This window comes from Oceanicaulis sp. (assembly GCA_040112665.1).
In the GTDB taxonomy this organism is placed as follows: Bacteria; Pseudomonadota; Alphaproteobacteria; order Caulobacterales; family Maricaulaceae; genus Oceanicaulis.
The window spans coordinates 1,545,591-1,566,829 of sequence record CP157796.1 but is presented as its reverse complement, the minus strand read 5'-3'; the positions used below and the strand labels follow the sequence as shown (position 1 = coordinate 1,566,829).

24 protein-coding genes are annotated in these 21,239 nt (G+C 68.1%); 3 read left to right on the top strand and 21 right to left on the bottom strand.

Translation table 11 applies throughout. From position 1 onward, the window contains the following. Positions 1 to 28: 28 nt before the first annotated feature. The 15 genes from ABL308_07490 to ABL308_07420 form a co-directional block, all read right to left on the bottom strand. Complete coding sequence (locus tag ABL308_07490) at positions 29 to 385, bottom strand: hypothetical protein (protein ID XBQ14807.1); 357 nt, start codon at positions 383 to 385, stop codon at positions 29 to 31. A gap of 69 nt (positions 386 to 454) precedes the next feature. After that, positions 455 to 1,375 carry a hypothetical protein gene (locus tag ABL308_07485; protein ID XBQ14806.1) on the bottom strand — a complete coding sequence of 307 codons (921 nt, stop codon included), beginning with the start codon at positions 1,373 to 1,375 and terminating at the stop codon, positions 455 to 457. Between the two features lie 76 nt (positions 1,376 to 1,451). Next, the gene (locus ABL308_07480; protein XBQ14805.1) at positions 1,452 to 2,765 is read right to left on the bottom strand and encodes an ATP-binding protein; all 1,314 of its coding nucleotides are present in this window, start codon (positions 2,763 to 2,765) and stop codon (positions 1,452 to 1,454) included. A gap of 3 nt (positions 2,766 to 2,768) precedes the next feature. Beyond that, positions 2,769 to 3,473, bottom strand: a complete 705-nt coding sequence (locus tag ABL308_07475; protein ID XBQ14804.1) for a response regulator transcription factor — start codon at positions 3,471 to 3,473, stop codon at positions 2,769 to 2,771. A 130-nt stretch (positions 3,474 to 3,603) separates the two neighbouring features. Continuing rightward, a complete protein-coding gene (locus ABL308_07470) occupies positions 3,604 to 4,134 on the bottom strand; it encodes an adenine phosphoribosyltransferase (protein XBQ14803.1) in 531 nt (176 codons plus the stop codon). Positions 4,135 to 4,194: 60 nt separating this feature from the next. After that, a complete protein-coding gene (locus tag ABL308_07465) occupies positions 4,195 to 5,034 on the bottom strand; it encodes a YihY/virulence factor BrkB family protein (GenBank protein ID XBQ14802.1) in 840 nt (279 codons plus the stop codon). A gap of 60 nt (positions 5,035 to 5,094) precedes the next feature. Continuing rightward, the gene (locus tag ABL308_07460; GenBank protein XBQ14801.1) at positions 5,095 to 6,690 is read right to left on the bottom strand and encodes a lysine--tRNA ligase; all 1,596 of its coding nucleotides are present in this window, start codon (positions 6,688 to 6,690) and stop codon (positions 5,095 to 5,097) included. A 105-nt stretch (positions 6,691 to 6,795) separates the two neighbouring features. Next, entirely contained in the window at positions 6,796 to 7,488 is a 693-nt protein-coding gene (locus ABL308_07455) for a hypothetical protein (GenBank protein XBQ14800.1), read from the bottom strand. Between the two features lie 40 nt (positions 7,489 to 7,528). Next, on the bottom strand, positions 7,529 to 7,723 hold the full coding sequence (locus ABL308_07450) for a helix-turn-helix transcriptional regulator (GenBank protein ID XBQ14799.1): 195 nt from the start codon (positions 7,721 to 7,723) through the stop codon (positions 7,529 to 7,531). Next, a complete protein-coding gene (locus tag ABL308_07445; GenBank protein XBQ14798.1) occupies positions 7,720 to 8,130 on the bottom strand; it encodes a hypothetical protein in 411 nt (136 codons plus the stop codon). The genes ABL308_07450 and ABL308_07445 overlap by 4 nt, the downstream gene beginning before the upstream one ends. Further along, positions 8,130 to 8,378 carry a hypothetical protein gene (locus ABL308_07440; GenBank protein XBQ14797.1) on the bottom strand — a complete coding sequence of 83 codons (249 nt, stop codon included), beginning with the start codon at positions 8,376 to 8,378 and terminating at the stop codon, positions 8,130 to 8,132. The genes ABL308_07445 and ABL308_07440 overlap by 1 nt, the downstream gene beginning before the upstream one ends. A 102-nt stretch (positions 8,379 to 8,480) precedes the next feature. Continuing rightward, positions 8,481 to 8,927, bottom strand: coding sequence for a DUF1178 family protein (locus tag ABL308_07435; GenBank protein ID XBQ14796.1), 447 nt, complete (start codon positions 8,925 to 8,927; stop codon positions 8,481 to 8,483). Continuing rightward, positions 8,924 to 9,739, bottom strand: coding sequence for a carbon-nitrogen hydrolase family protein (locus tag ABL308_07430; GenBank protein ID XBQ14795.1), 816 nt, complete (start codon positions 9,737 to 9,739; stop codon positions 8,924 to 8,926). Before ABL308_07430 ends, ABL308_07435 begins: the two co-directional genes overlap by 4 nt. 4 nt (positions 9,740 to 9,743) lie before the next feature. Then, entirely contained in the window at positions 9,744 to 10,007 is a 264-nt protein-coding gene (grxC, locus tag ABL308_07425; protein ID XBQ14794.1) for a glutaredoxin 3, read from the bottom strand. A 59-nt stretch (positions 10,008 to 10,066) separates the two neighbouring features. Beyond that, the gene (locus tag ABL308_07420; protein XBQ14793.1) at positions 10,067 to 10,780 is read right to left on the bottom strand and encodes a ComF family protein; all 714 of its coding nucleotides are present in this window, start codon (positions 10,778 to 10,780) and stop codon (positions 10,067 to 10,069) included. A 53-nt stretch (positions 10,781 to 10,833) separates the two neighbouring features. Between ABL308_07420 and ABL308_07415 the strand changes: the two genes are divergently transcribed. After that, positions 10,834 to 11,790: a methyltransferase domain-containing protein gene (locus tag ABL308_07415; GenBank protein XBQ14792.1), complete on the top strand. Its 957-nt coding sequence runs from the start codon at positions 10,834 to 10,836 to the stop codon at positions 11,788 to 11,790. On the opposite strand, the gene ABL308_07410 is transcribed toward ABL308_07415, so the two are convergent. The 4 genes from ABL308_07410 to ABL308_07395 all read right to left on the bottom strand — a co-directional run bounded on the left by ABL308_07410 (position 11,787) and on the right by ABL308_07395 (position 13,990). After that, the gene (locus tag ABL308_07410; GenBank protein ID XBQ14791.1) at positions 11,787 to 12,254 is read right to left on the bottom strand and encodes a DUF6265 family protein; all 468 of its coding nucleotides are present in this window, start codon (positions 12,252 to 12,254) and stop codon (positions 11,787 to 11,789) included. The genes ABL308_07415 and ABL308_07410 overlap by 4 nt on opposite strands. 101 nt (positions 12,255 to 12,355) lie before the next feature. Then, on the bottom strand, positions 12,356 to 12,529 hold the full coding sequence (locus tag ABL308_07405) for a Flp family type IVb pilin (protein ID XBQ17724.1): 174 nt from the start codon (positions 12,527 to 12,529) through the stop codon (positions 12,356 to 12,358). Continuing rightward, positions 12,526 to 12,957 carry a (deoxy)nucleoside triphosphate pyrophosphohydrolase gene (locus ABL308_07400; GenBank protein ID XBQ14790.1) on the bottom strand — a complete coding sequence of 144 codons (432 nt, stop codon included), beginning with the start codon at positions 12,955 to 12,957 and terminating at the stop codon, positions 12,526 to 12,528. Before ABL308_07400 ends, ABL308_07405 begins: the two co-directional genes overlap by 4 nt. Before the next feature lie 49 nt (positions 12,958 to 13,006). Then, positions 13,007 to 13,990 carry a peptidylprolyl isomerase gene (locus ABL308_07395; protein ID XBQ14789.1) on the bottom strand — a complete coding sequence of 328 codons (984 nt, stop codon included), beginning with the start codon at positions 13,988 to 13,990 and terminating at the stop codon, positions 13,007 to 13,009. 126 nt (positions 13,991 to 14,116) lie between these two features. Between ABL308_07395 and secA the strand changes: the two genes are divergently transcribed. Further along, entirely contained in the window at positions 14,117 to 16,894 is a 2,778-nt protein-coding gene (secA, locus tag ABL308_07390) for a preprotein translocase subunit SecA (GenBank protein XBQ14788.1), read from the top strand. Between the two features lie 77 nt (positions 16,895 to 16,971). Here secA and ABL308_07385 read toward each other — a convergent pair whose 3' ends face one another. After that, entirely contained in the window at positions 16,972 to 19,065 is a 2,094-nt protein-coding gene (locus tag ABL308_07385; protein XBQ14787.1) for a TonB-dependent receptor, read from the bottom strand. Between the two features lie 219 nt (positions 19,066 to 19,284). On the opposite strand from ABL308_07385, the gene ABL308_07380 reads away from it, so the two are divergent. Next, positions 19,285 to 20,304, top strand: coding sequence for a DUF6607 family protein (locus ABL308_07380; protein ID XBQ14786.1), 1,020 nt, complete (start codon positions 19,285 to 19,287; stop codon positions 20,302 to 20,304). 203 nt (positions 20,305 to 20,507) lie between these two features. Here the strand turns inward: ABL308_07380 and ABL308_07375 are convergent, their stop codons facing one another. After that, a complete protein-coding gene (locus tag ABL308_07375) occupies positions 20,508 to 21,233 on the bottom strand; it encodes a SprT family zinc-dependent metalloprotease (GenBank protein XBQ14785.1) in 726 nt (241 codons plus the stop codon). Positions 21,234 to 21,239 lie beyond the last annotated feature (6 nt).

The following is a 21,239-nucleotide window of genomic DNA, read 5'->3' as shown; positions in this document are numbered from 1 at the left end:
AAACCGGGCCGGAGCTGTCTTGCACGGCCTATTCGATGCGCGTGATGCGCGCCGCCGAGCCGTCCGGCGTCCACGACCGGGTCGTGAAGCTTTCGCCGACGCCGAGATTTTGCCAGGGCAGGCAGACTTCGTACTCCCCGCCGCGCGGCGGCTGGACGATCATGCACAGCGTGCGGCCGTCGAAATTCCACGAGCCGCGTGCGCCGCGGCTGTCTTCATAGCGGCCGCCGCGCCGGAACTGGGCGGTGTAACGGCCCTCGTTGCTGTCGACCGCATAGGCGCGCTCTTCAGGTCCGATCGCCTGCGCGCTCGCCGGGACCGAGCCCAGCACCAGCGCGGCCAGGCTCAGCGCGAGCGCCGCGGCGAATTCTGCGATGCGTTTCATCAAGGCACGCCTCCCCGGCGGCTATCCTCACGATGAAAGCGCCGGACGCAAGTCCCGGGCCGGTCCGCTTCAGGCGGGGTCGAGGCGGTGCGGCCAGCTCGGATCGGTTTTGGCGATCATCAACACGCAGGCGGCCACGAAGCGCGGCCAGGTGAGATCGCTCTCTCCCGTGTCGAAGGCGCTGCGCGGCAGGCGGAGGTACTCGCGCTCGCTTACACGGGCGACGGCCCGCTCGACGCCCTTGCGGGTCTTGCGTACGGCGAAGGTCTCATCGCTCTTCAGAGGAAGGCGGATGACCGTATTGCTCCTGGCCCAGTCGGCCGCGCTCGCCAGCAATCGGTTCAGTCCCTCGTGATCGTCACGGCCACCGAAGATGTCATCAAGGGTCACACCATTGGCCTCCGCCTCGGTGATGACTGGAAAGCCGGCATGCATGTCGGTCGCATAGAGGTCAGGGCCATGAAAGGCCGTCCACCGGGCGATGAAGCGCTTGCGTGCAGAGCCGACCGCCAGCCCCTCGCGGCCGACCGAGACCGCGTATGCGCCCGAGCCGACGAAAAGGGCGCGCCTGCTCAGCCGCGAAGCGCCGCGCGCCGGGCCGCCGTTGGCCGCCCGCTTCACAGCGCCCATCCAGAACACGAAGGCCGCGACCGCAGAGGCCACAGCAGCCGCCGTCGCAGCGAACGGGATCACGCCCATCGGCAGAGGGACGAGCCCTGACGCAGGTCCCGGATAGCCGGCGGCGAAGCCGAGCGCGACGGTCAGGCCGGTGAAGGCGAGCGCGGCGAGCGCGTGCATCCGCCAACCCGCGCGCTGGCCTGCGCCGTCATGGTCGAGGTCGAATTCCGCATCTTCGAGCCGAAGCGCCACTTGACCGGTCGAGCGCATGGCGTAGGCGTTTTCCCGCTCGCCCTCGCCGGGCGCGGGCGCGAAAAGGCCCGGTTCCGGGCGCTCGCCTGGCGCGCTTTCGATGATCGTCTGGTCGTCCACCTGCGCATCCCCCTCAGGCCGCAAAGTCTTAACGGTAGGTTACTTCGCTCTCGCCGGACGGACAACGCGCGAAACGTCAGATCGGAACGATCGCCCGCGCCCTGAGCCCGCCCAGCGGGGAGTCTTCCAGCCGAAGCTCGCCGCCATGGGCGCGGACCGTGTCGCGCGCGATGGCGAGGCCGAGGCCGACGCCCGTGCGGTTGGCGTTGCGGCTTTCGTCAAGGCGGGAGAAGGGTTTGAAGGCTTCCTCGCGCGCCTCGGCGGGGATGCCCGGCCCGTCGTCGTCTATGACGATCACGGCACGGCCGCCCTCGGCCCGGCAGCTCAGCGCGACCCGGTCGGCGTGGGCGGCGGCGTTCTGGACGAGATTGGCGAAGGCGCGCTTGAGCGCCCCGCGCCGGCCGGAAACCACCAGATCGGGCTGCAGGTCGAGCTCGAGATCGACGCCCTCGCGCGCGGCGTCGTCGGCCAGCGTCTCGCACAGCTCGGCCAGATCGATCGGCTCGATCTCCTCGCCGGCCTGACCGCGGGCGAAGGCGAGATATTCCTCGAGCGCGGATTCCATGTCGGCGAGATCGCGGCGGGCCGCCTCGCGCTCCTCGCTCTCGGGCATCAGGGCGAGCTGCAGCCTCAGCCGCGTGAGCGGGGTTCTGAGGTCGTGGCTCACACCGGCGAGCAGCTGGGTGCGCTGCTCCATATGCCGCCTCAGACGGTTGCGCATGTCCATGAAGGCGAGCGCGGCCTGGCGGACCTCGCGCGCGCCGGCGGGCTTGAAGCGTTCGGCGTCCTGGCCGCGGCCGAAGGCTTCGGCGGCCTCGGCGAGCTGGCGGATCGGCTTGACCTGATTGCGGATGAAGATGATCGCCACTGCGCTCAGGAGCACGCTCGCGCCGAACAGCCAGATGACGAAGATGTGCCCGGTGGTGGCGAAGACGCGGTCCCTGACCGCGATGAAGCGCAACACGCCGGCGTCCACCTCGACACGTATGTCGACGTATTCGGGATAGCGCGTGGTGTCGAACCAGAAGGCGTTGTCGAGCCGGGCGTCGAGCGCGCGTCTGAGCGTGCGGTCGAGCACGCGGAAGAACGCCGTGCGCCGGCTGAGCGGCAGCTCGGCGCCCTCCCTGAGATCGACGCTGAGCCCGGTGGTGGAAAACGCGGTGCGCGCGATGCGGTCGAAATTCTCTGGCCCCTGCTGTTCGTAGAGCGCGACCACCATGGCGACGTCGCCGGCCACGCTTTCAGACAGGCGCGCGGTGGTGGTCTGCCAATGCTGTTCGAAGAAGGCCCAGGTCACCGCCGCCTGCATCAGGGCGACGGGCAGCACGATGATCAGCAGCGAGCGCTGAAAGAGGCCCGTGGGCAGATAGCGCTTGATCGACAGGCGCATGGTCTAGCGCCCCTGGCTCAGCACCGGCTCGGCGACGAGCTTGTAGCCCTCCCCGCGCACGGTCTGCACCCAGACCGGCGCGCGCGGATCGGCTTCGAGCTTGCGCCTGAGCCGGGTGATCTGCACGTCCACGGCGCGTTCGCCCGCGCCGTTCGCCGCGTTCTCGGACAGCGACTGCCGGCTCACCGGCTTGCCCGGTTCGCGGGCGAGCGCGGTCAGGAGCGCGGCCTCCCCGCCGGTGAGGCGCACCGGCGCGCCCTCGCGGGCGAGCTGGCCGGTGGACAGGGTGAAGCTCCACGGTCCAAAAACCACTTCGGCCGGCGCATTGCGCCTGGGGGCGGCGCGCCTGAGGATCGCCTGCACGCGCAGCAGCAATTCCTCAGGCTCGAACGGCTTGGGCAGGTAATCGTCCGCGCCCAGGCTCAGACCCTTGATCCGGTCTTCGGGCTCGCCGCGCGCGGTCAGCAGGATCAGCGGCGTATCGTCGGTCTCCCGGACGGTGCGCGTGACTTCGAAGCCGTCCACCTGCGGCATCATCACGTCCAGGATGACGAGGTCGAAGCGCATCTGGGACAGAAGCGCGAGCGCCCGCGCACCGTCGGACGCGGTGGAGACGCGCAAGCCCTTCTGGCGCAGGAACTTCGCCAGAAGATCGCGGATGCGGTCGTCGTCGTCGACGACGAGAATATGGGCGGCCGCCTCGGTCATGCCCGCAATATCGGGGGTTTCGCGAACAATGCCAATCGAGTGAGCACGGCGTCTGAAGCCCCGCCCCCTCCGGTCGCTTCGCGACCACCTCCCCCGCAAGCAGGGGAGGACGCCCGCCGGGCGACGCGGCTCAGTCGCCCTCGAAGTCGACGAGGCTCGCGGTCTTCACGCCCATCGCCTCGATCCGCTTCGCGCCGCCCAGATCAGGCAGGTCGATGACGAAGCTGGCGCCGACCACCTCCGCCCCGGCGGCGCGCAAGAGCAGGATGGCCGCTTCGGCCGTGCCGCCGGTGGCGATGAGGTCGTCGATCAGGAGCACCTTTTCGCCCGGCTCTATCGCGTCGGTGTGGATCTCCACCTCGTCGACGCCGTATTCGAGCTCATAGGCCTGGCTCAGCACCTCGTGGGGCAGCTTGCCCTTCTTGCGCACCGGCACAAAGCCGACCGAGAGCTGATGGGCCACCGCGCCGCCCAGGATGAAGCCGCGCGCCTCGATGCCCGCCACCTTGTCGATCTTGCGGCCCGCATGGGGAAACACCATCGCGTCGACCGTGGCGCGGAACGCCGCCGCGTCGCCCAGAAGCGTGGTGACGTCGCGGAACATGATCCCCGGCTTGGGGTAGTCGGGAATGGTCCGGATCGCGTCTCTGATATGGTCCATGCCGCCCTCCGATTAGCGCGGCGGAGCATCATCAGGCGAAGCCGGCCCGTCAAGGCCGGCTCAGGTGCGCGCGCCGGGTTCGAGCTCGGCGTTCAGAACCGCGCCCAGGCAGACGATGAAGGCCGAGATCCACAGCCAGAGCATCAGCACCACCACCGAGGCCAGCGCGCCGAAAGTGGCGTTGTAGTTCGCGAAATTGGCCGTGTAGATCGAGAACCCGGCGCTGGCGATCACCCACAGGAGCGTCGCGGCGACCGCGCCGGGCAGGACGGTTTTCTTGCGGTCCTCGCCCTCGCGGTCCGGCGCCCAGCGGTAAAGCGCGGCCAGCGCCAGCACGAACAGGCCGATCGCGACAAGCCAGCGGCCCGCCTGGATCGCCGCCTCGACGAAATCACCCAGCTGCAGCGCGGCGAGCAGGGCGGGCAGAGCGCCGACCAGCACGATCGTCAGAATGGCGTAGAAGATCCCCCCGACGGTGAAGGCGAGCGCGACGAGATTGTTCGCGATGAACCCCCGGTCGTCGGATTCCGCGTAGGAGATGTTCATCGCCGCGATCAGCGCGCGGGCGCCCTTCGCCGCGCTCCAGAAGGCGAGCAACAGCGACACCAGAAGCCCGATCCCCAGCGTGGAGGCCTCCCCGCCCGCGATCGCGCTCATCTGACCTTCGATCGCGCCCCAGGCGGCTTCGGGCATGGCCTGGCCGAGCTGGGCCAGCCGGTCCTGCACGTCTGCGGGATCGGCGAACAGGCCCCACACCATGATCGCGGCGGACAAGGCGGGAAAGATCGCGAGAAAGCCGAAAAACGCCACGCCGCCGGCGATGAAGGAGAGATTGTCCTCGCCTGCGTCGCCTGCGGCGCTTTTCGCGGCGCTGAAATAACGGCTGAGAGTTCCGGCCATGGGGCGCTCCGCTTGCTGCGTCACAAGCCAAGCGCCCGAACCGGGCCGGGCGTTCCCGCCTCAGCCCCTGGACAGGTCGTCGCCCTGAAGCGCGCGCTCGATCAGACGGATCGTTTCGGGCACGCCGTAAAGCGCGGCCAGACCGCCGAAGCGCGGCCCCTGGCTCTGGCCCAGCAGGACCTCGTAGAGCCCCTGGAACCAGTCGCGCAGGTTCTCGAACGCGTGCGCCTTTCCGGCGGCGAAGACCTCGGTCTGGATGATCTCGGGATCGGTCTCGGCCGGGTCGAGCGCTTTGAGACGCGCGATCAGATCTTCCATCGCCGCGCGCTCCTTGCCGGTCGGCGCGCGGTAGGATTTCTCCGGTTTGACGAAGTCCTCGTAATAGGCCAGCGCATAGCCCGCGAGGCGGTCGATGAAGGGCTCGGTCTCCGGCGTCGCGCCGGGGGCGTAGCGCGTGATGAAGCCCCAGAGCTGGTCTTTGGTCTGCGCGTTCGCCGCGGAGACGAGATTGAGCATCAGCGAGAAGCTGATCGGGGCGCCGGACGCGGGCGGGTCGCCGTCATGGATGTGCCAGACCGGGTTCTCGACCCGCTTGTCGGCGTCCTGACCGGGATAGGCGGCCAGATGCTGGCGGTACTCGTCGACGGCTTTCGGGATGACGTCGAAATAGAGCCGCTTGGCGGTCCGGGGCTTCTGGAACATGTACAGCGCGAGGCTTTCCTGGGGCGCGTAGCGCAGCCAGTCTTCGATGGCGATGCCGTTGCCCTTGGACTTGGAGATCTTCTCGCCCTGCTCGTCCAGAAACAGCTCGTAGACGAACTGCACGGGCGGCTCGACGCCCAGGATGCGGCAGATCTTGGAGTAGATCGGCGCGTTGGCCTGGTGGTCCTTGCCGAACATCTCGAAATCGACGCCCAGCGCGGCCCAGCGCATGCCGAAATCCGGCTTCCACTGCAGCTTGGTGCGCCCGCCGGTGACCGGCATGGTCACATCGGTCCCGTCCTCGTCCTCGAAGGTGATCTCGCCGGCCTTCGCATCGACCTTCTTCATCGGCACGTAGAGCACCCGGCCGGTGGTCGGCGAGATCGGCAGGAAGGGCGAATAGGTCGCCCGCCGTTCTTCGCCGAGCGTGGGCAGCATCACGTCCATGATGGCGTCGAACTTCTCGAGCGCGCGCAGCAACGCCTCGTCGAACGCGCCCGAGGTGTAGCGCTCGGTCGCCGAATAGAACTCGTACTCGAAGCCGAAGCTGTCGAGGAAGGAGCGGAGCCGGGCGTTGTTGTGCTGGGCGAAGCCTTCATGGGTCCCGAACGGGTCGGGCACCGCGGTCAGCGGCTTTCCCAGATGCTCGGCGAGCATTTCCTGGTTGGGCAGGTTCGACGGCACCTTGCGCATGCCGTCCATGTCGTCTGAAAAGCAGATGAGCTTGGTCGGATACCGGTCCTCGGTCAGCACGCGGAAGGCGTGGCGGACCATGGCGGTGCGCGCCACCTCGCCGAACGTGCCGATATGGGGAAGCCCGGAAGGGCCGTAGCCGGTCTCGAAGATCACCGCGCCGCCGTCCAGCCCAGCCTTCTCCACCCGTTTGAGCACCGCGCGCGCCTGTTCGAAGGGCCAGGCTTTGGCGTCTGCGGCGAGGGCGGCGAAGTCGGTCATGACGGGGGCTTTCAAAAGCGGTTGCGGCCTGAGGGCGCCAAGTAGAACCCGCGCGCGCGAGGGTCAACGTCTCAGGGCGCGGGCGGCCGGGTCCCGCAGCCCGCCTCAGCGCGCGAAGTAATAGGTCGCCGCCGCGTCGATCCGCACCCCGCGCGCCTGCATGAAGGCGGGAAAGTCGCCGGGCCGGCCTTGCGCCTCCCAGGCGTCGTGCCCGTCGGTCAGCGCGGCGAGCTCGTCGAGCCTGGCCTGCGCCGCCTGGACGAACTCGGCCTCCTCGACCCGGCCGCAGAGCGCGCGGGCCTCCGCGATCGCCTCCCGCAGCGCGGGCTTGTCGGCGAGGACCGCGCCTTCGTGGGCGTGATGAAACGCGTCGCTCATCCAGGCGAGCTGACGGCGGATTTCGCTTTTGAGCGCACCCTGATGGCCCGGCTCGCGGCGCACCGCTTCGGTGACGAGGTCGGGGTTCCATTCAAAGGCTGCGCGCAGCAGCAGCGGCTCGGCCTTGCCGGGTTCTGCCTCCTCCCAGCGTTTGCAGACGGACGCAGCCGCCATGGCGACGGGATAGGGCATGTAGCCGGGCGGATCGCCGAACATGCGCCGCCCGGCGTCGAGCGCGCGAACGGTTTCGATCGCCTCGTCCAGCGGCGCTCCGGCGAGCATGCGCGCAAACGCCTGCGCCGCCTCGTTCGCCTGCGGCTTCAGCCCGCAATCCTTGAAATCGAGATAGGCCGCGAAGCCCGAACAGAAGCTGAGTTCGGCGAAGTGCGTGCTGGCGCGGCGAAGTCCTGAAACGTCCATCGCCCGATCTGGCCTGCGGACAGGGCGGGACGCAAGCGTCTCACGCCTCGTCGTCGAAGATCTCCTCGATCCTGAGATCGAAGGTGCGCGCGATCCTGAAGGCCAGCGGCAGCGAGGGATCGTACTTGCCGTTCTCGATGGAGATCACCGTCTGGCGCGACACGTCGAGCTTTTCGGCCAGAACCGCCTGGCTCCACCCGCGCTCGGCGCGCAACTCCTTGAGACGATTGTTCATGCGAATCGGCGGGCGACGAAGAAGAGCGAGAGGTAATACGCCGCCGCCCAGACCGGAATGGCGAAGATCGCCTCAGCCTGAGGACCGTCCAGCGCCGCCGACAGCACCGACCAGACCGTCGCGATCCCGATGACGATGGCGCCGGCGAAGGACATTGCGGTCGTGTGGATCTGCCGCTGCAGCTCGTCGAGGGCGGCCATCAGACGGTAAAACTCGTAAAACCCGGCCGCGACGGCCAGAAGCCCGAGCCCGAGCACCGCCAGACGCACCATGCCCGGTTCGAGCACTGCAAAGCCGACGACGATCGACGCGGCGAACACCAAGCCGGCGAGCGTGCTGCGAAAGAAATAGCGCCGCCGCGCGCGGGGCGGCGCGGAGGCGCATTCGGGCAGGAATTCGAGGCCCATCAGGCTGCGCCCCGCCCGGTCAGGCGCCGCCAGATCGCGGCGCGGTTCTCGAACACCTTCCAGCCGAGCAGCCCCGCGCACAGCCAGAACAGCGCTTCGGTGGCCAGCAGGGCGATGACGAAGACCACGATGGAGGTCGAGCGCTCCCAGTCGAGCAGGACCGACGCGCCGACCACCGCCCAGGCGGCGAGGCAGACGACGGCCCCCAGCCCTACGAGCAGGCGGCGAATGAAGATGGATTTCGGCATGGCGGGTCTCCTCAGGGCGAACTTTGTAAAGTGAGCTTTACCTAAATAGCCACGCGCCGCTTTCGATGTCAAGGAGGCTTTACCAAGAAAAATGAAGGCGCGTCAGTGCGCCTTTTTCGGCGGCGTCGGCGCGAACGGGGCGGGCAGCGGCGCGCACGGCACGCCGTCCTCCTTCAGTTTCTCGCGCTCTTCAGGCGTGGTTTCGCCGTAGATCAGCCGCTCGGGCTTCTCGCCGTCATGGATGGCCCGCGCCTCTTTGGCGAAGCTGTCGCCGACATAGTCGTAATTGGAGCGGATATGCGCCTGCACCTTGCGGGCCAGGGCGGCGAAGTCGGGCGCGTCTCCGGACCCGCTCATCGTGGTCTGGCGGGCCTCCTTGCGGCGGCTGGTGGAGACGGCGGGCGCCATGATCTGCTTTCTGACATGCACCGAGCCGCAATGCGGGCACTCCACGAGCCCGCGCTCGGCCTGGCGGTCATAATCCTCCGAGGAGGAGAACCAGGCCTCGAACCTGTGTTCGTCCTCGCAGACCAGCGCGTAGCGGATCACGGCCCTTCAACCTCGCGGCCGCCGGCGAGCGCGGGGATGCGGGCGCGCGCCTTCTCCGCCTCGACCGGATCGATCTCGGCGTAGAGCAGGCCGGGCTTGTCGTCGTCCTTGTGGGCGATGATCTCGCCCCAGGGCCCGATCACCATGGAATGGCCCCAGGTCTTGCGCCCGTCCTCATGCACCCCGCCCTGCGCCGGGGCGATCACGAAGCTGCCCGTTTCGATCGCGCGGGCGCGCAGCAGCACCTCCCAATGGGCGCGGCCGGTGGGCTTGGTGAAGGCGCTCGGCACGGTCAGGATCGTCGCCCCCGCGAGGGCGAGCTTGCGGTAGAGATAAGCGAAGCGCACGTCGTAGCAGATCGACAGGCCGATCTTCGTGCCCGCCGCATCGACGACCACCGCGCGGTTTCCGGGCGCGTAGTTCGTGCTTTCGGAATACACCTCGCCGGAATCGATCCGCACGTCGAACATGTGGATCTTGTCGTAGGTCGCCAGCAGCTTTCCGTCCGGCCGGAAGACGTGCTGGCGGTTCACCGCCCGGCCGTCGGCGCCCAGAAGCGCCAGCGATCCGACGACGAGCGTGATCCCGAGGCTCTCGGCGACGTCGGAGAAGCGCACCAGCGCAGGGTCTTCCTCGGGCGGGCAGAGCAGATCGAACAGCTTGTCGCCGTCGCGCTCCATCAGATGCGTGGTCTCGGGCGTAGCGATCAGCCGCGCGCCGTTCGCGGCGGCCTCGCGGATCAGCGCTTCGGCGTCGTCGATATTCCTTGCCGGGTCGATCCCGGTGCGCATCTGAACCAGAGCGATCTTCATCGGGTCACGCCGCGCCTTTCAGAAGCGGGTCGAGCTTTCCGGCGCGTTCGAGCGCCATCATGTCGTCGCAGCCGCCCACATGGGTGTCGCCGATGAAGATCTGCGGAAAGGTCCGCGCGCCGTTCGCCCGCTGGACCATCTCCTTTTTCTTCTCGGCGTCGAACCCTGCGTCGATCTCCTCGAAATCGACGCCCTTCTGCTTGAGCAGCGACACCGCGCGCACGCAGTAAGGGCAGAGCGGGCGGGTGTAGACGGTGACGGCGGCCATGATCGGCGCCTCCTGCATTGCCTTCGAACATGCCGGGAATCGCCCGGCCCCGGCAGCGATTATTTAGTCGGATCGACGGGTTTCACAACGCGCGCCAGCGTGAGCGCGTTCACCTCTGCGGCGCCGGCCCGTGAAAGCGCGCGGGCGCAGGCTGCGAGCGTCGCGCCGGTGGTGTGCACGTCGTCGATGATCACGAGCCGCCTTCCCTCCACCTTCGACCGGTCGCGGACCCGGAACGCCCCTGCGACGTTGCGCGTCCGGCTCCTGGCGCTGAGCCCGCCCTGGGTGCCGGTCTTGCGAACCCGCGCCAGCGCATGGGGCTCGACCGCGACCCCGCTCGCCCGCGACACGGCGCGGGCCAGGAGCAGCGACTGGTTGAAGCGCCGCTGCCTCAGCCGCGAGGGATGAAGCGGTACGGGCACCAGCGCGTCGGCTTCGGGCAGGAACTCCCGGCCCGCCCGCGCCATCCAGCGCCCGAAGGCGGCGAGCCCGTCTGTGCGGCCCGCATGCTTGAGCGCCAGAGGCAGGCCGCGGGAATGTTCGTCATAGACCATCGCCGCGCGCGCCCTGCCCCAGGGCGGCGGCTTCGCGCTGCAGGCGGGACAGTCCACGCCCTCGAAGCTCGGATAATCGAACGGGACCCCGCACCGTGCGCACCAGGGCGCGTCAAGAAAGGTGATCTTCGTCCAGTCTTCCGCGTCGAGCTCGCCCGGCGCGGAAACGGGCCGCCCCGACATGGGCGAGACCGGCGGCCAGACGAGGTCTGCGAACACGCCGAACACAGCACGGGCTTTGCTTTCAAGCCCGCTCCGGCCATATCGGAGCCATGGCGCTGAACCTGATCTCCGCAAAGCCCGCCCCTCCTCCCGAAGACGGCCCGCCGCGCCTGTTCGACCGCGCGCTGTTGAGGCGGCGGCGCGATCGCGCAGCGGGGGAATTTTCATCCTACGACTTTCTTCATGCGCGTGTCGCGGACGATCTTCTCGACCGGGTCGAGGCGATCAGCCGGGATTTCGACACCTGCCTTGTGATCGGCGGCGGCGGCGCGGTGGGCCGGGCGCTGACCGGCCGGCCCGGCGCGGCGAAGAAGATCGGCACGCTGATCGAGGCCGATCTGTCGCCCGCCATGGCGGCGCTGAGCGATCATCCTTCCCTCGCCCTAGACGAGGAATTCCTGCCGGTCCGCGAGGGCTCGGTCGATCTGGTGCTGAGCTGCCTTTCGCTTCACTGGACGAACGATCTCGTCGGCGCGCTCATCCAGATCAATTACGCGCTGAAGGCCGACGGCTTCTTCGCGGGCGCGATCTTCGGCGGCGCGACCCTGACCGAGCTGAGACAGGCGATGAAGACCGCAGAGAGCGAACTGGGCCGCGAACCCGCGCCCCGCGTCTCGCCCTTCGCCGATACGATCGACATGGCCGGGCTTCTGAGCCGGGCCGGGTTCGCCATGCCGGTCGGCGATGTCGACCGGGTCACCGCGCGCTACGGCAATTCCTTCGTTCTGATGCGCGACCTACGGAAAATGGGCGAAACCAGCGCGCTATCCGACCGGCCCCGCACGCCGGGCACGAAAGCGCTGTTCGTGAAGACCGCCGAGGCCTACGCCCACGCCTTCGCCGAAGACGACGGCAAGGTCCCGGCGAGCTTCGAGATCATCCATTTCGCCGGCTGGGCGCCCCATCCCGATCAGCCCAGGCCCAAACGGCCGGGCTCGGCGACGCACAGGCTTGCGGACGCGCTGGGGACCCGCGAGCACGGCGCAGGCGACACCGCGGGCGGCTAGCGCGCCCGGACGAACTCAAAGCGTTCGACGTGCGGTTCGCCGCCGCGGCGCATGCTGAGATCGATGACCAGTCGGTCCTCGGCTTCGAGCCGGAATTCGAGGCCGCGGAAGACGAGCCGGTTTTCGGACTGCTCGACGAAGGGGAAGCTCAGAAACTCGTCCTTCTCCTCCCAGCCTTTCAGCTCGGCGTCGAAATGCTTCAGGCGCAGGGCGGGCCCGTCCTCGAACGTGTCGATGATCAGGATCTCGGAAAAGCGCTGGCCGCCGTCCTCTTCGAGCAACTGGAACATGCCGGTCATCCGGCCCGACGGCGCGCTCATCCAGCATTCGGTGGCCGGCAGGCCGAAGCCGCGACCCTCCCAGCACCCTTCCAGCCAGCCCGCTTCGATGCGGTCCGGCTGCGCCTCGACGGGCGCGGCCTGAAGCGCGGCTGCGCCCAGCAATGCGGCAAAAACGGTGATCATGGTCTCGCCTCCCGTGCGTCCTCACACGAGACACGACGCGCCAGACGCGCCGGTTTCGACAGGATGCCGAAAGACAGTGTGCGCTCCGGCGCGTCCGGCGCCTAGGGCGAGGATTGGAAGGCGGCGTTGATGCGGTCGGAATTATTGCTCCACATGCCGTCCGCGCCCCCGCCCAGCGCCGTAATCCCGCTGATGATCACCAGCGTGATGAGGGCCGCGACCAGACCGTATTCGATCGCCGTGGCGCCGCGCTCGTCGGCGAGAAAGCTGTTCAGACCCGCGCGCCCACCAGCCGGTCGCGCAGCTCGGCGGCCAGCGGCAGATCGGCGGGGACCAGCGGCTTGTCGCTGAGGCGTTCCGGTCTCAGCCAGGCGATCTGCTGGCCTTCCCTGGGATCGACGAAGCCGTCCCAGCGCCGGCAGACGAAAAGCGGCATCAGCAGGTGACGGCCGTCCGCGAACGGATGGGAGGCGAAGGCGAAAGGCTGCAAGCATTGTTCGCACGGTTCGACTCCCAGTTCCTCACGCAGCTCGCGGATCACGGCCTGTTCAGGGCTCTCTCCCGCCTCGACCTTGCCGCCTGGAAACTCCCAGAGCCCCGCTTGCGGCTTGCCTTCGGGCCGCTGCGCGATCAGTACCCGGCCGTCAGTGTCGACCAGGGCGCACGCCGCGACGAGAAGAAGGCGCTGTTTTGACACTGCCATGAAAAGCGCTCCCGCCGAAGGCGAACCGGCGATCAGGGTTTACGAGAGTCTAACGGCCCGGCGCGCCGCCGGGGGCGTCCTCGGGGGCGGTTTCGGGCTCGTCCGCACCCTCGGCGGGCTCGGGCGCACGCAGCCCTGCGGGGACCGAACCGGCCACGATCGTGACCGGATAGGTCTCGCGGATCCGGCCCAGAAGCGTGTCGATCCCCTGCAGGGTCAGGAAGCGCACGATATTGGGCCGCATCCGGTCCAGTTCGGGCCGGGCCTGGGTGCGGCGGTCCACGACGGTGAGGACATGCCAGCCGTTCTCGGTCTGGAACGGCGCGCTCACCCCGCCCTCGGGCGTGGCGAAGGCGACCCGCGCGAACGCCGGCAGGATGCCCTCGCGGGTGAAATATCCCAGATCGCCGCCCTCGAACCGGGTCGCCGGGTCCTGGCTGATGGAGGCGGCGAGCGTGGCGAAATCCGCACCTTCTGCAATCAGGCGGGCCACCTCGTCGGCCTCCTCGCGCGTATCGACCAGGATATGCCGCGCGCGCAGCTCTTCCGCAGGCGGGGCGAGCCGGGACTGTTCTTCATAGACCCGCGCGATCGCCTCTTCGGTCACCGCGTCGGAAACGGCCTGCTCGACCAGCACGTTGCCGAGAATGCGCTCCTCGGCCGCGGCGAGCCTGCGGCGCGCTTCGGGATCGTTCTGAACCCCGCGCCGGACGGCTTCAAGCGCGAGCAGGCGCTGATCGATCAGTTCCTCCAGCGCCTCGCGGAAGGCCGCGTCTTCGGGCGTCAGCGCGTCAGGGTCCTCGACCAGTTCGCGCACCGCGGCTTCGCGCCGCACGTCCGCGACGGTGATGACGGTGTCGCCGACCCGCGCGGCCACGCGGCCCTCACCGGCGCCGCGCTCCATGAAGCGCAGCCCGTCGCGGGCGGACGGCGCCGGCGCGCCGGTCTGCGGATCGGACGGCGGGTTGCAGGCGGACAGGCCCAGCGCCGCAAGCGCGGCGAAGACGAGCAGGCTGGCTTGATTGACACTCAATCGGGGCCTCCTTAAGTCACGGTGTCCTTTACGCGCGCGCAGGTTACGCACCCGCCGCGCGCGCCGCGCCGGACCGCCGTCAGCGCGGCGGTTTTAACATTCTTCGCCTGTCGAGGCTGATACGTCATGCTCAATATCGCCCGCAAGCTCTTCGGCTCGTCGAACGACCGCGCCGTCAAGAAGATGCGCTCCACCGTCGAGCGGATCAACGCGCTCGAGCCCGAGTTCGAGGCGCTCGACGACGCGGGGCTCGTCGCCAAGACCAAGGAGTTCCGCGAGCGCCACGAGAACGGCGAGAGCCTGGACAAGCTGCTGCCCGAAGCCTTCGCCGCAGTCCGGGAGGCGGCCAAGCGCGCGCTGGGCCAGCGCCATTACGACGTGCAGCTGATGGGCGGCATGGTTCTGCACCAGGGCGACATTTCGGAGATGAAAACCGGCGAGGGCAAGACGCTGGTCTCCACGCTTGCGGCCTATCTCAACGCCCTGCCCGGCAAGGGCGTGCACATCGTCACGGTTAACGACTATCTCGCCAAGCGCGACAGCGAGTGGATGGGTCAGGTCTTCGCCAAGCTCGGCATGACCACCGGGGTGATCGTGCACGGCATGTTCGACGACCAGCGCCGCGCGGCCTACGCCTGCGACATCACCTACGGCACGAACAACGAGCTGGGCTTCGACTATCTGCGCGACAACATGAAATACGCGCTCAACGAGATGGTTCAGTTCGGCGGCCGCCCGATCGAGAAGGCGACCCATCACTACGCCATCGTCGACGAGGTGGACTCCATCCTGATCGACGAGGCGCGCACGCCGCTGATCATCTCGGGCCGGACCGACGACCGGACCGAGTTCTACAAGACGATCGACGCGCTCATCCCGCTTCTCGACGAAGAAGACTACACCATCGACGAGAAGGCCCGCTCGTGCACCTTCACCGAAGAAGGCAACGAGCATATCGAGGAGCTTCTGAAAGAGCGCGGCCTGATCGAAAGCGGCGATCTCTATGACGTGGAGAACATCTCCGTCGTCCACCACGTCAACCAGGGCCTGAAGGCGCACAAGCTCTTCAAGAAAGACAAGGACTACATCGTCCGCGAGGACAAGGTCGTCCTGATCGACGAATTCACCGGGCGGATGATGCCGGGCCGACGGCTGTCGGACGGGCTTCACCAGGCCATCGAGGCCAAGGAAGGCGTGGAAATCCAGCCCGAAAACCAGACCCTCGCCTCGATCACTTTCCAGAATTACTTCCGCCTGTATGACAAGCTGGCCGGCATGACCGGTACGGCGGCCACCGAAGCGGACGAGTTCGCCGGCATTTACGGGCTCGGCGTGGTGGAGATCCCCACCAACAAGCCCGTCGCGCGCGAGGACCAGGAAGACGAGCTCTACCGGACCATGGCGGAGAAGAACGACGCCATCGTCGCCGCCATCCGCGCCGCCTACGAGAAGAAACAGCCCGTGCTAATCGGCACCGCCTCGATCGAGCGCTCCGAGCAGCTTTCCGACGTGCTGACCGCGAGCAAGATCCCTCACCAGGTGCTGAACGCCCGCTATCACGAGCAGGAAGCGGGCATCATCGCGCAGGCCGGCGTGCCCGGCGCGGTGACGATCGCCACCAACATGGCCGGCCGCGGCACCGACATCCAGCTCGGCGGCAACGTCGATTTCCGCCTCGCCGAATGGCTCGAGCAGCAGAAAGAAGCCGGCAAGGAGCCTTCCGAGGACGAGATCAGGGCCGAGCGCGAGAAGATCGCCGCGGACGTGAAGACCAAGAAGGAAGAGGCGCTTGCCGCCGGCGGGCTCTTCGTGATCGGCACCGAGCGCCATGAAAGCCGCCGGATCGACAACCAGCTGCGCGGCCGTTCTGGCCGTCAGGGCGACCCGGGCCGGTCGGCCTTCTTCCTGTCGGTCGAGGACGATCTTCTGCGCATCTTCGCGCCCGAGCGCCTGGACACGATCATGCGGACCCTCGGCATGAAGCCCGGCGAGGCGATCCAGCACCCCTGGATGACCAAGGCGGTGGAGACCAGCCAGAAGAAGGTCGAGGCGCGCAATTTCGACATCAGGAAGAACATCCTGAAATACGACGACGTCATGAACGACCAGCGCAAGGCGATCTTCGAGCAGCGCATCGAGTTCATGACCGCCCAGGACGTCTCCGACGTGGTCGCCGACATGCGCGCTCAGGCCGCCGACGATCTGGTCACCCGGCATATCCCGCCCAAGGCCTACGCCGACCAGTGGGACGTCGAAGGCCTGGACGAGGACGTGAAGAAGCATTTCGGCCTTGATCTGCCAATCAAGGACTGGGCGGCCGAGGAAGGCATCGCCGACGAGGAGATCAAGGAGCGCCTGATCAAGGCCGCCGACGAGGCCTACGCCGAGAAGGTCGCCGATATCGGCCCCGAGCTGATGCGCCGGATCGAGAAGCAGATCCTGCTGCAGACCATCGACCAGAACTGGCGCGAACACCTGCAGCAGCTCGACGCGCTGCGCAGCGTGGTGGGCCTGCGCGGCTACGCCCAGCGCGACCCGCTCAACGAATTCAAGACCGAAGCCTTCGAGCTTTTCGAGCGCCTGCTCGACGAGCTGCGCTTCGAGACCACGCGCGTATTGTTCAACATGCGCCTTGCGCCGGCCCAGCCCGCGCCTGCACCGAAACTGCCCGAGAACATGCAGGCCCGGCACGCCGATCCGGTCACCGGCCGCAACGAGATGGGCGACGATCCCGAAGCCGGCGCGTCCGAGCGCCCGCCCAGCCCGCTGGCCACTCGCACCGCCTCGGCGGCGATCGATCCGAGCAATCCGGAAACCTGGGGCCGGGTGCAGCGCAACGCCCCCTGCCCCTGCGGGTCGGGCAAGAAATACAAGCACTGCCACGGCGCGGTCGGCGCGGCTTAAGCCGGCGCTTCAGGCCCGAAGAAAAAAGCCCCTCCCGCAGGCCGCGGGAGGGGCTTTTGTTTCAGCGGCGGCGGACCCTACCAGCCGCCCGTCCAAGTCAGGTCGATGCGGAACGACCGGCCCGGCTCGGACACGCCGGCGAAGACGCGCTCATAGTCCTCGTCGAGCACGTTATCCACGCCGACATCGATGCGGACGCGCTCGCTGGTGAAGGGCTTCCACCCCGCATAGAGGTCGAGCACGGCGTAGCCGTCGCGTTCCGCCGCCGGATCGGTGGTCTTGTTGAATTCGCTCGCAAAGCCGAGCCGTCCGCCGAGCGTAAGCTGCGGATTGACCTCATAGCGAGCCCGGACATGGCCCATGCGCGGCTGCAGCGCGCCGAGCGGATCGCCGGTGGCTTCGTCCTCGCCGTCGACCTCGAAGAGAGCCGCGTCGAGCCGCAGGGGGCCGTAGGTGTAGGCCGCCGCGATCTCGAAGCCTTCCAGCGTGGCTTCCGCGCGGTTGGTCGAGAAGCTCGTCCCCGCCGAACACGGCGAGAAGAAGGGCGGCGCGAAGCAGGTCGGCGACAAGGCGAAGTTCACGCCGAGATCGATGAGATCTTCAGCCGTCGTGTTGAAGTACGCGCCCTTGATCTCGAACCGGTCGTCGGCGGCGAACACGCCCTCCTCGATGAAGCCGGCGCCGATCTCGAACGTCTCGGTGTGTTCAGGCCGCAGGTCGGGGTTGGCGATGAATTCGTTGGTGATGAAGGTGGGCGGGCCCAGCACCGGGTGCGGCAGAGAGAAGTGCGTGTCGGTGATGTAGAGCTCGTTGAGCGAGGGCGCACGGAAGGCCTCCGACCAGCTGGCGAACAGGCGCACCCCGTCATCGAGCGCCCAGGTCGCCGCGATGCGCGGGCTGACCGCGTCGTCGGAGTTCGACGCCGCGACGTCCGAACTCGTCTCGAAGCTGTCGAAGCGCACGCCGGGCAGGACGATCAGTTCGCCGGCCTCGCCGAGATCGAAACGGGTTTCGAGCTGCAGCCAGGCGCCGGTGAACTCGGTCTCGCCCGAAGGCACGCCGCCGCGGCGGTTGTCGATGGTGGCGGAGTCGAACCCGATCTGCTCGTCGCGATACCATTCCGCGCCGGAGACCAGCGCCGCTTCGTTGCCGAACAGCGCGAACACCGCCCGGTTCTCGAGCCGGATCCCGTCGGTCTCCAGATCGCGTTCGATGAAGCGGTTGATGGCCGGATCGACCTCGTCGACCTCGCCGACATTGCGATAGACCGTGGCCTGCAAATCGACGAGCGCGCTGTCGGGATCGAAGGCGGCGGTCAGGCGCAGGCTGTCATAGATCACGTCCTTGTCGACCAGCGGGTTGAGCCCGCCGACCGTCTCATTGCCCTGCCCGTTATTGGGCTCGCGCGCCTCGTTGCGGAAGCTGAGCCAGCCCGCCTCGATCTCAAGCGCGTCGGTGACGTCCCACTCGCCGGCGAGCAGTCCGGACACGACCTCGTCTTCGGACGGCAGATCCGTGCCCGAACCCAGCGCGATGTCGCCCGAGCGGCGCACCGAAAGCGCGGCGATCCCCTCGAACGCGCCGGCTTCGCCGAACACCGCGCCGGAGCCGCGGGTTTCCTCGTTGACTGAGCGATAGCCCAGAGAGGCGCGCGCACCGAAGGTCTCGTCCTCGCGCAGAAGATCGTCGGCTTCCAGCGTCTCGAACGCGATCACGCCGCCCGCCGCGCCGGAGCCGTAAAGCGCGCCGGCCGAGCCGCGCACCGTCTCCACCCGGCCCAGAAGCGAAGGATCGAGGAAAAGCACGCCGTCATGGGCGGAGGCGAAGTTCTGACGCGCGCCGTCGACCAGAAGCGTCACGCTCTCACGCCCGAAGCCGCGCAGGTTGAGCGTCTGGCCGGTGCGGCGCGGACCGCCGGCGACTTCGAGGCCGGGTACGTCCTCGAGCAGGCCGGCCAGATCGGTCGGCCGCTCCTGTTCGAGATTTTCCAGCACGATGGCGCTGGTCAGGCCCGGATAGTCGAAATTCGACAGCGCGGTCCTGGTGGCGGTCACCACGATGACATCGCTCGTCTCGGTGTCCGCCGCCGCAGCGTCAACGGCGGTTTTGGCGAAGGCCGGCGCTGCGGCGAGCGCGGCGAGGCTCGCGCTCATGACGAGCGCGGATTTCATTCGGCTTCCAAAGTTTCCCTGCGACGACACGTCCCGGAACTCCCTCTTGCAAATGGTTCGCGTTTGCGCGACGTATAGAACGCTCAGTTTTGCGATTGCAAGTCGGAATCGTTCGCAATATCACATCGCCATGATCGGCCGCGCCGCAACCGGCGGCCCGGCCCGGGGAAACCAGGACAGAAGACGCCGGCGCATTCGCGCCGCAAGGGACCAGAACCGATGACCACCGTTTCAAAGCTCATCGCCGTCAGCGCCGCCGCACTCGCGCTCGGCGCCTGCGCCACGACCAGTTCGACCCAGACCGCCGCTGCGCCGGCTGCGGCCGCCGCCCCGGCCGCGCCCGTCGATCCGGCGCAGTTCGAAGCCGACCGTCAGGCGATCCTGGCCATGGCCGGCGAATACGCCGTGACCTTCGACTTCACCGAATACCTGCCGATCGAGGCGGGCTATGAGCTGAAGGAGCCCAAGGTCACCCCCGCGCGCGAAGTGGTCTACGTGATCGCGGACGAAGGCGACTTCATCTCGCTGCAGCATCTTCTGCTGGTCGGCCCTGAAGACGAGCCGATGGTGATCAAGCACTGGCGCCAGGACTGGGCCTACGAGCCGAGCCGTCTGATGGCCTATCAGGGCTTCAATCGCTGGACGATGGACCCGGTGAGCGCCGAGGACGCGGCCGGCGCCTGGGCGCAGACCGTCTATCAGGTCGACGATTCCCCGCGCTACGCCGGCATCGCCCGGTGGGAGCACGCGCCGGGCGCCTCGACCTGGGAACCTGAAGCGACCTACCGCCCGCTGCCGCGCCGCGACGCCACCGTGCGTGACGACTACGACGCGATCGAGGCGGTGAACCGCCACACCATCCTGAGCTGGGGCTGGACCCACGAGCAGGACAACGCGAAGGTCGTGCTGCGTGAAGACACCCCGCGCGAGATCGTCCGCGAGCACGGCATCAACACCTACACCCGCACCGATCTCGCCGGTGACGACGCGGCGGAAGCCTACTGGACCGCGACGGCGGACTTCTGGGCGGACGTGCGCGAGGCGTGGAACGAGATCATGCTGGCCGACGCCTTCACCACCGAGGACGACGCGGACGGCACCCTGCTTTACGGTCCGGTGCTCAGCGAAGGCCAGGCCGTGTTCTTCGGCGCGAAGGACACTGAGACCGCCTTCGCAGAAGCCGCCGAGATCATCGAGACCCGCGTGACCGCCGACGGCGAACCGGTCGAGGTCCGCTAGGCGTTCAGCCTCTCAAGGCTTGAGGAAAATCCCGGCCGCCTCCGGCGCGCCGGGATTTTTTTGTTCGTCTGAACCTGATCTCTCGCTCGAAGGCCGCGAGTACGGGACCTCTTTCAGAAGCAAGCGCCTCGTTCTGAGGAAGGTCCCGGCCCTCCCCCGGATCAGGTCCGGGGTCCGGCCGGGAATTCATGAGTGGGAGCGCGCTAGAAGGCTACGCCCGGCGCGACGGCGTCGCGCAGGGCCCGGCGGCGGCGCTTGCAGTCGGGCATGAGCTTGTCCATCAGCGCATGAAAGCGCGGCGAGTGGTCCATCACCAGAAGATGGCAGGCCTCGTGCGCGCAGACATAATCGATCAGCGCTTCGTCGAAATGAACGAGCCTGGCGTTCATGCGGATCGAGCCGTCCGACGCGCAGCTGCCCCAGCGGCTCTCCTGCTCGCGCACCATGACCCTGGGGCGTTTCGCGCCCAGCGCCTCAGCGTAGCGCTCGACCTTCGGGGTCATCAGCTTGAGCGCCTCGTCTTTTCTCCAGCGCTGCAGCGCGCGGATCACCGTGGCCGCCGTCATCGCGTCGTCGAGGCGCGCATCGACGCGGACTTCCAGCCGATCCGGTCCGCGCTCGACGATCGTGCGCGCCCGGTCGTGCGTGGTCACGCACAGGGTGAGCGTGCCGCCAAGCCAGCCGATCTCCTCGCCGTCCAGACCCTGAAGCTTCGGCCGGGCGCGCGCCCTGGCCCGCTCCAGCCTGTCGAGCACCCAGGCTTCCTTCTCGCGAACGGCCCGCTCGGCGTGGTGCAGGCCGAGCGAGGAGGGCAGCGTGATGACCAGCCCCTCCTCGGCGACCTTCAGCCCGATCGTGCGCCGGCGCCTCGACCGCGCGACGGTGAAATCGACCTGCTGGCCGGACAGGGTGACGCTGCGACGGGTCATGGGGCG

Coding starts and splice junctions, on each gene's coding strand:
- ABL308_07490 (XBQ14807.1), bottom strand. CDS start 385: ATGAAACGCATCGCAGAATTCGCCGCGGCGCTCGCGCTGAGCCTGGCC.
- ABL308_07480 (XBQ14805.1), bottom strand. CDS start 2,765: ATGCGCCTGTCGATCAAGCGCTATCTGCCCACGGGCCTCTTTCAGCGC.
- ABL308_07475 (XBQ14804.1), bottom strand. CDS start 3,473: ATGACCGAGGCGGCCGCCCATATTCTCGTCGTCGACGACGACGACCGC.
- ABL308_07470 (XBQ14803.1), bottom strand. CDS start 4,134: ATGGACCATATCAGAGACGCGATCCGGACCATTCCCGACTACCCCAAG.
- ABL308_07465 (XBQ14802.1), bottom strand. CDS start 5,034: ATGGCCGGAACTCTCAGCCGTTATTTCAGCGCCGCGAAAAGCGCCGCA.
- ABL308_07460 (XBQ14801.1), bottom strand. CDS start 6,690: ATGACCGACTTCGCCGCCCTCGCCGCAGACGCCAAAGCCTGGCCCTTC.
- ABL308_07455 (XBQ14800.1), bottom strand. CDS start 7,488: ATGGACGTTTCAGGACTTCGCCGCGCCAGCACGCACTTCGCCGAACTC.
- ABL308_07450 (XBQ14799.1), bottom strand. CDS start 7,723: ATGAACAATCGTCTCAAGGAGTTGCGCGCCGAGCGCGGGTGGAGCCAG.
- ABL308_07445 (XBQ14798.1), bottom strand. CDS start 8,130: ATGGGCCTCGAATTCCTGCCCGAATGCGCCTCCGCGCCGCCCCGCGCG.
- ABL308_07440 (XBQ14797.1), bottom strand. CDS start 8,378: ATGCCGAAATCCATCTTCATTCGCCGCCTGCTCGTAGGGCTGGGGGCC.
- ABL308_07430 (XBQ14795.1), bottom strand. CDS start 9,739: ATGAAGATCGCTCTGGTTCAGATGCGCACCGGGATCGACCCGGCAAGG.
- grxC (XBQ14794.1), bottom strand. CDS start 10,007: ATGGCCGCCGTCACCGTCTACACCCGCCCGCTCTGCCCTTACTGCGTG.
- ABL308_07415 (XBQ14792.1), top strand. CDS start 10,834: ATGGCGCTGAACCTGATCTCCGCAAAGCCCGCCCCTCCTCCCGAAGAC.
- ABL308_07410 (XBQ14791.1), bottom strand. CDS start 12,254: ATGATCACCGTTTTTGCCGCATTGCTGGGCGCAGCCGCGCTTCAGGCC.
- ABL308_07400 (XBQ14790.1), bottom strand. CDS start 12,957: ATGGCAGTGTCAAAACAGCGCCTTCTTCTCGTCGCGGCGTGCGCCCTG.
- secA (XBQ14788.1), top strand. CDS start 14,117: ATGCTCAATATCGCCCGCAAGCTCTTCGGCTCGTCGAACGACCGCGCC.
- ABL308_07385 (XBQ14787.1), bottom strand. CDS start 19,065: ATGAAATCCGCGCTCGTCATGAGCGCGAGCCTCGCCGCGCTCGCCGCA.
- ABL308_07380 (XBQ14786.1), top strand. CDS start 19,285: ATGACCACCGTTTCAAAGCTCATCGCCGTCAGCGCCGCCGCACTCGCG.
- ABL308_07375 (XBQ14785.1), bottom strand. CDS start 21,233: ATGACCCGTCGCAGCGTCACCCTGTCCGGCCAGCAGGTCGATTTCACC.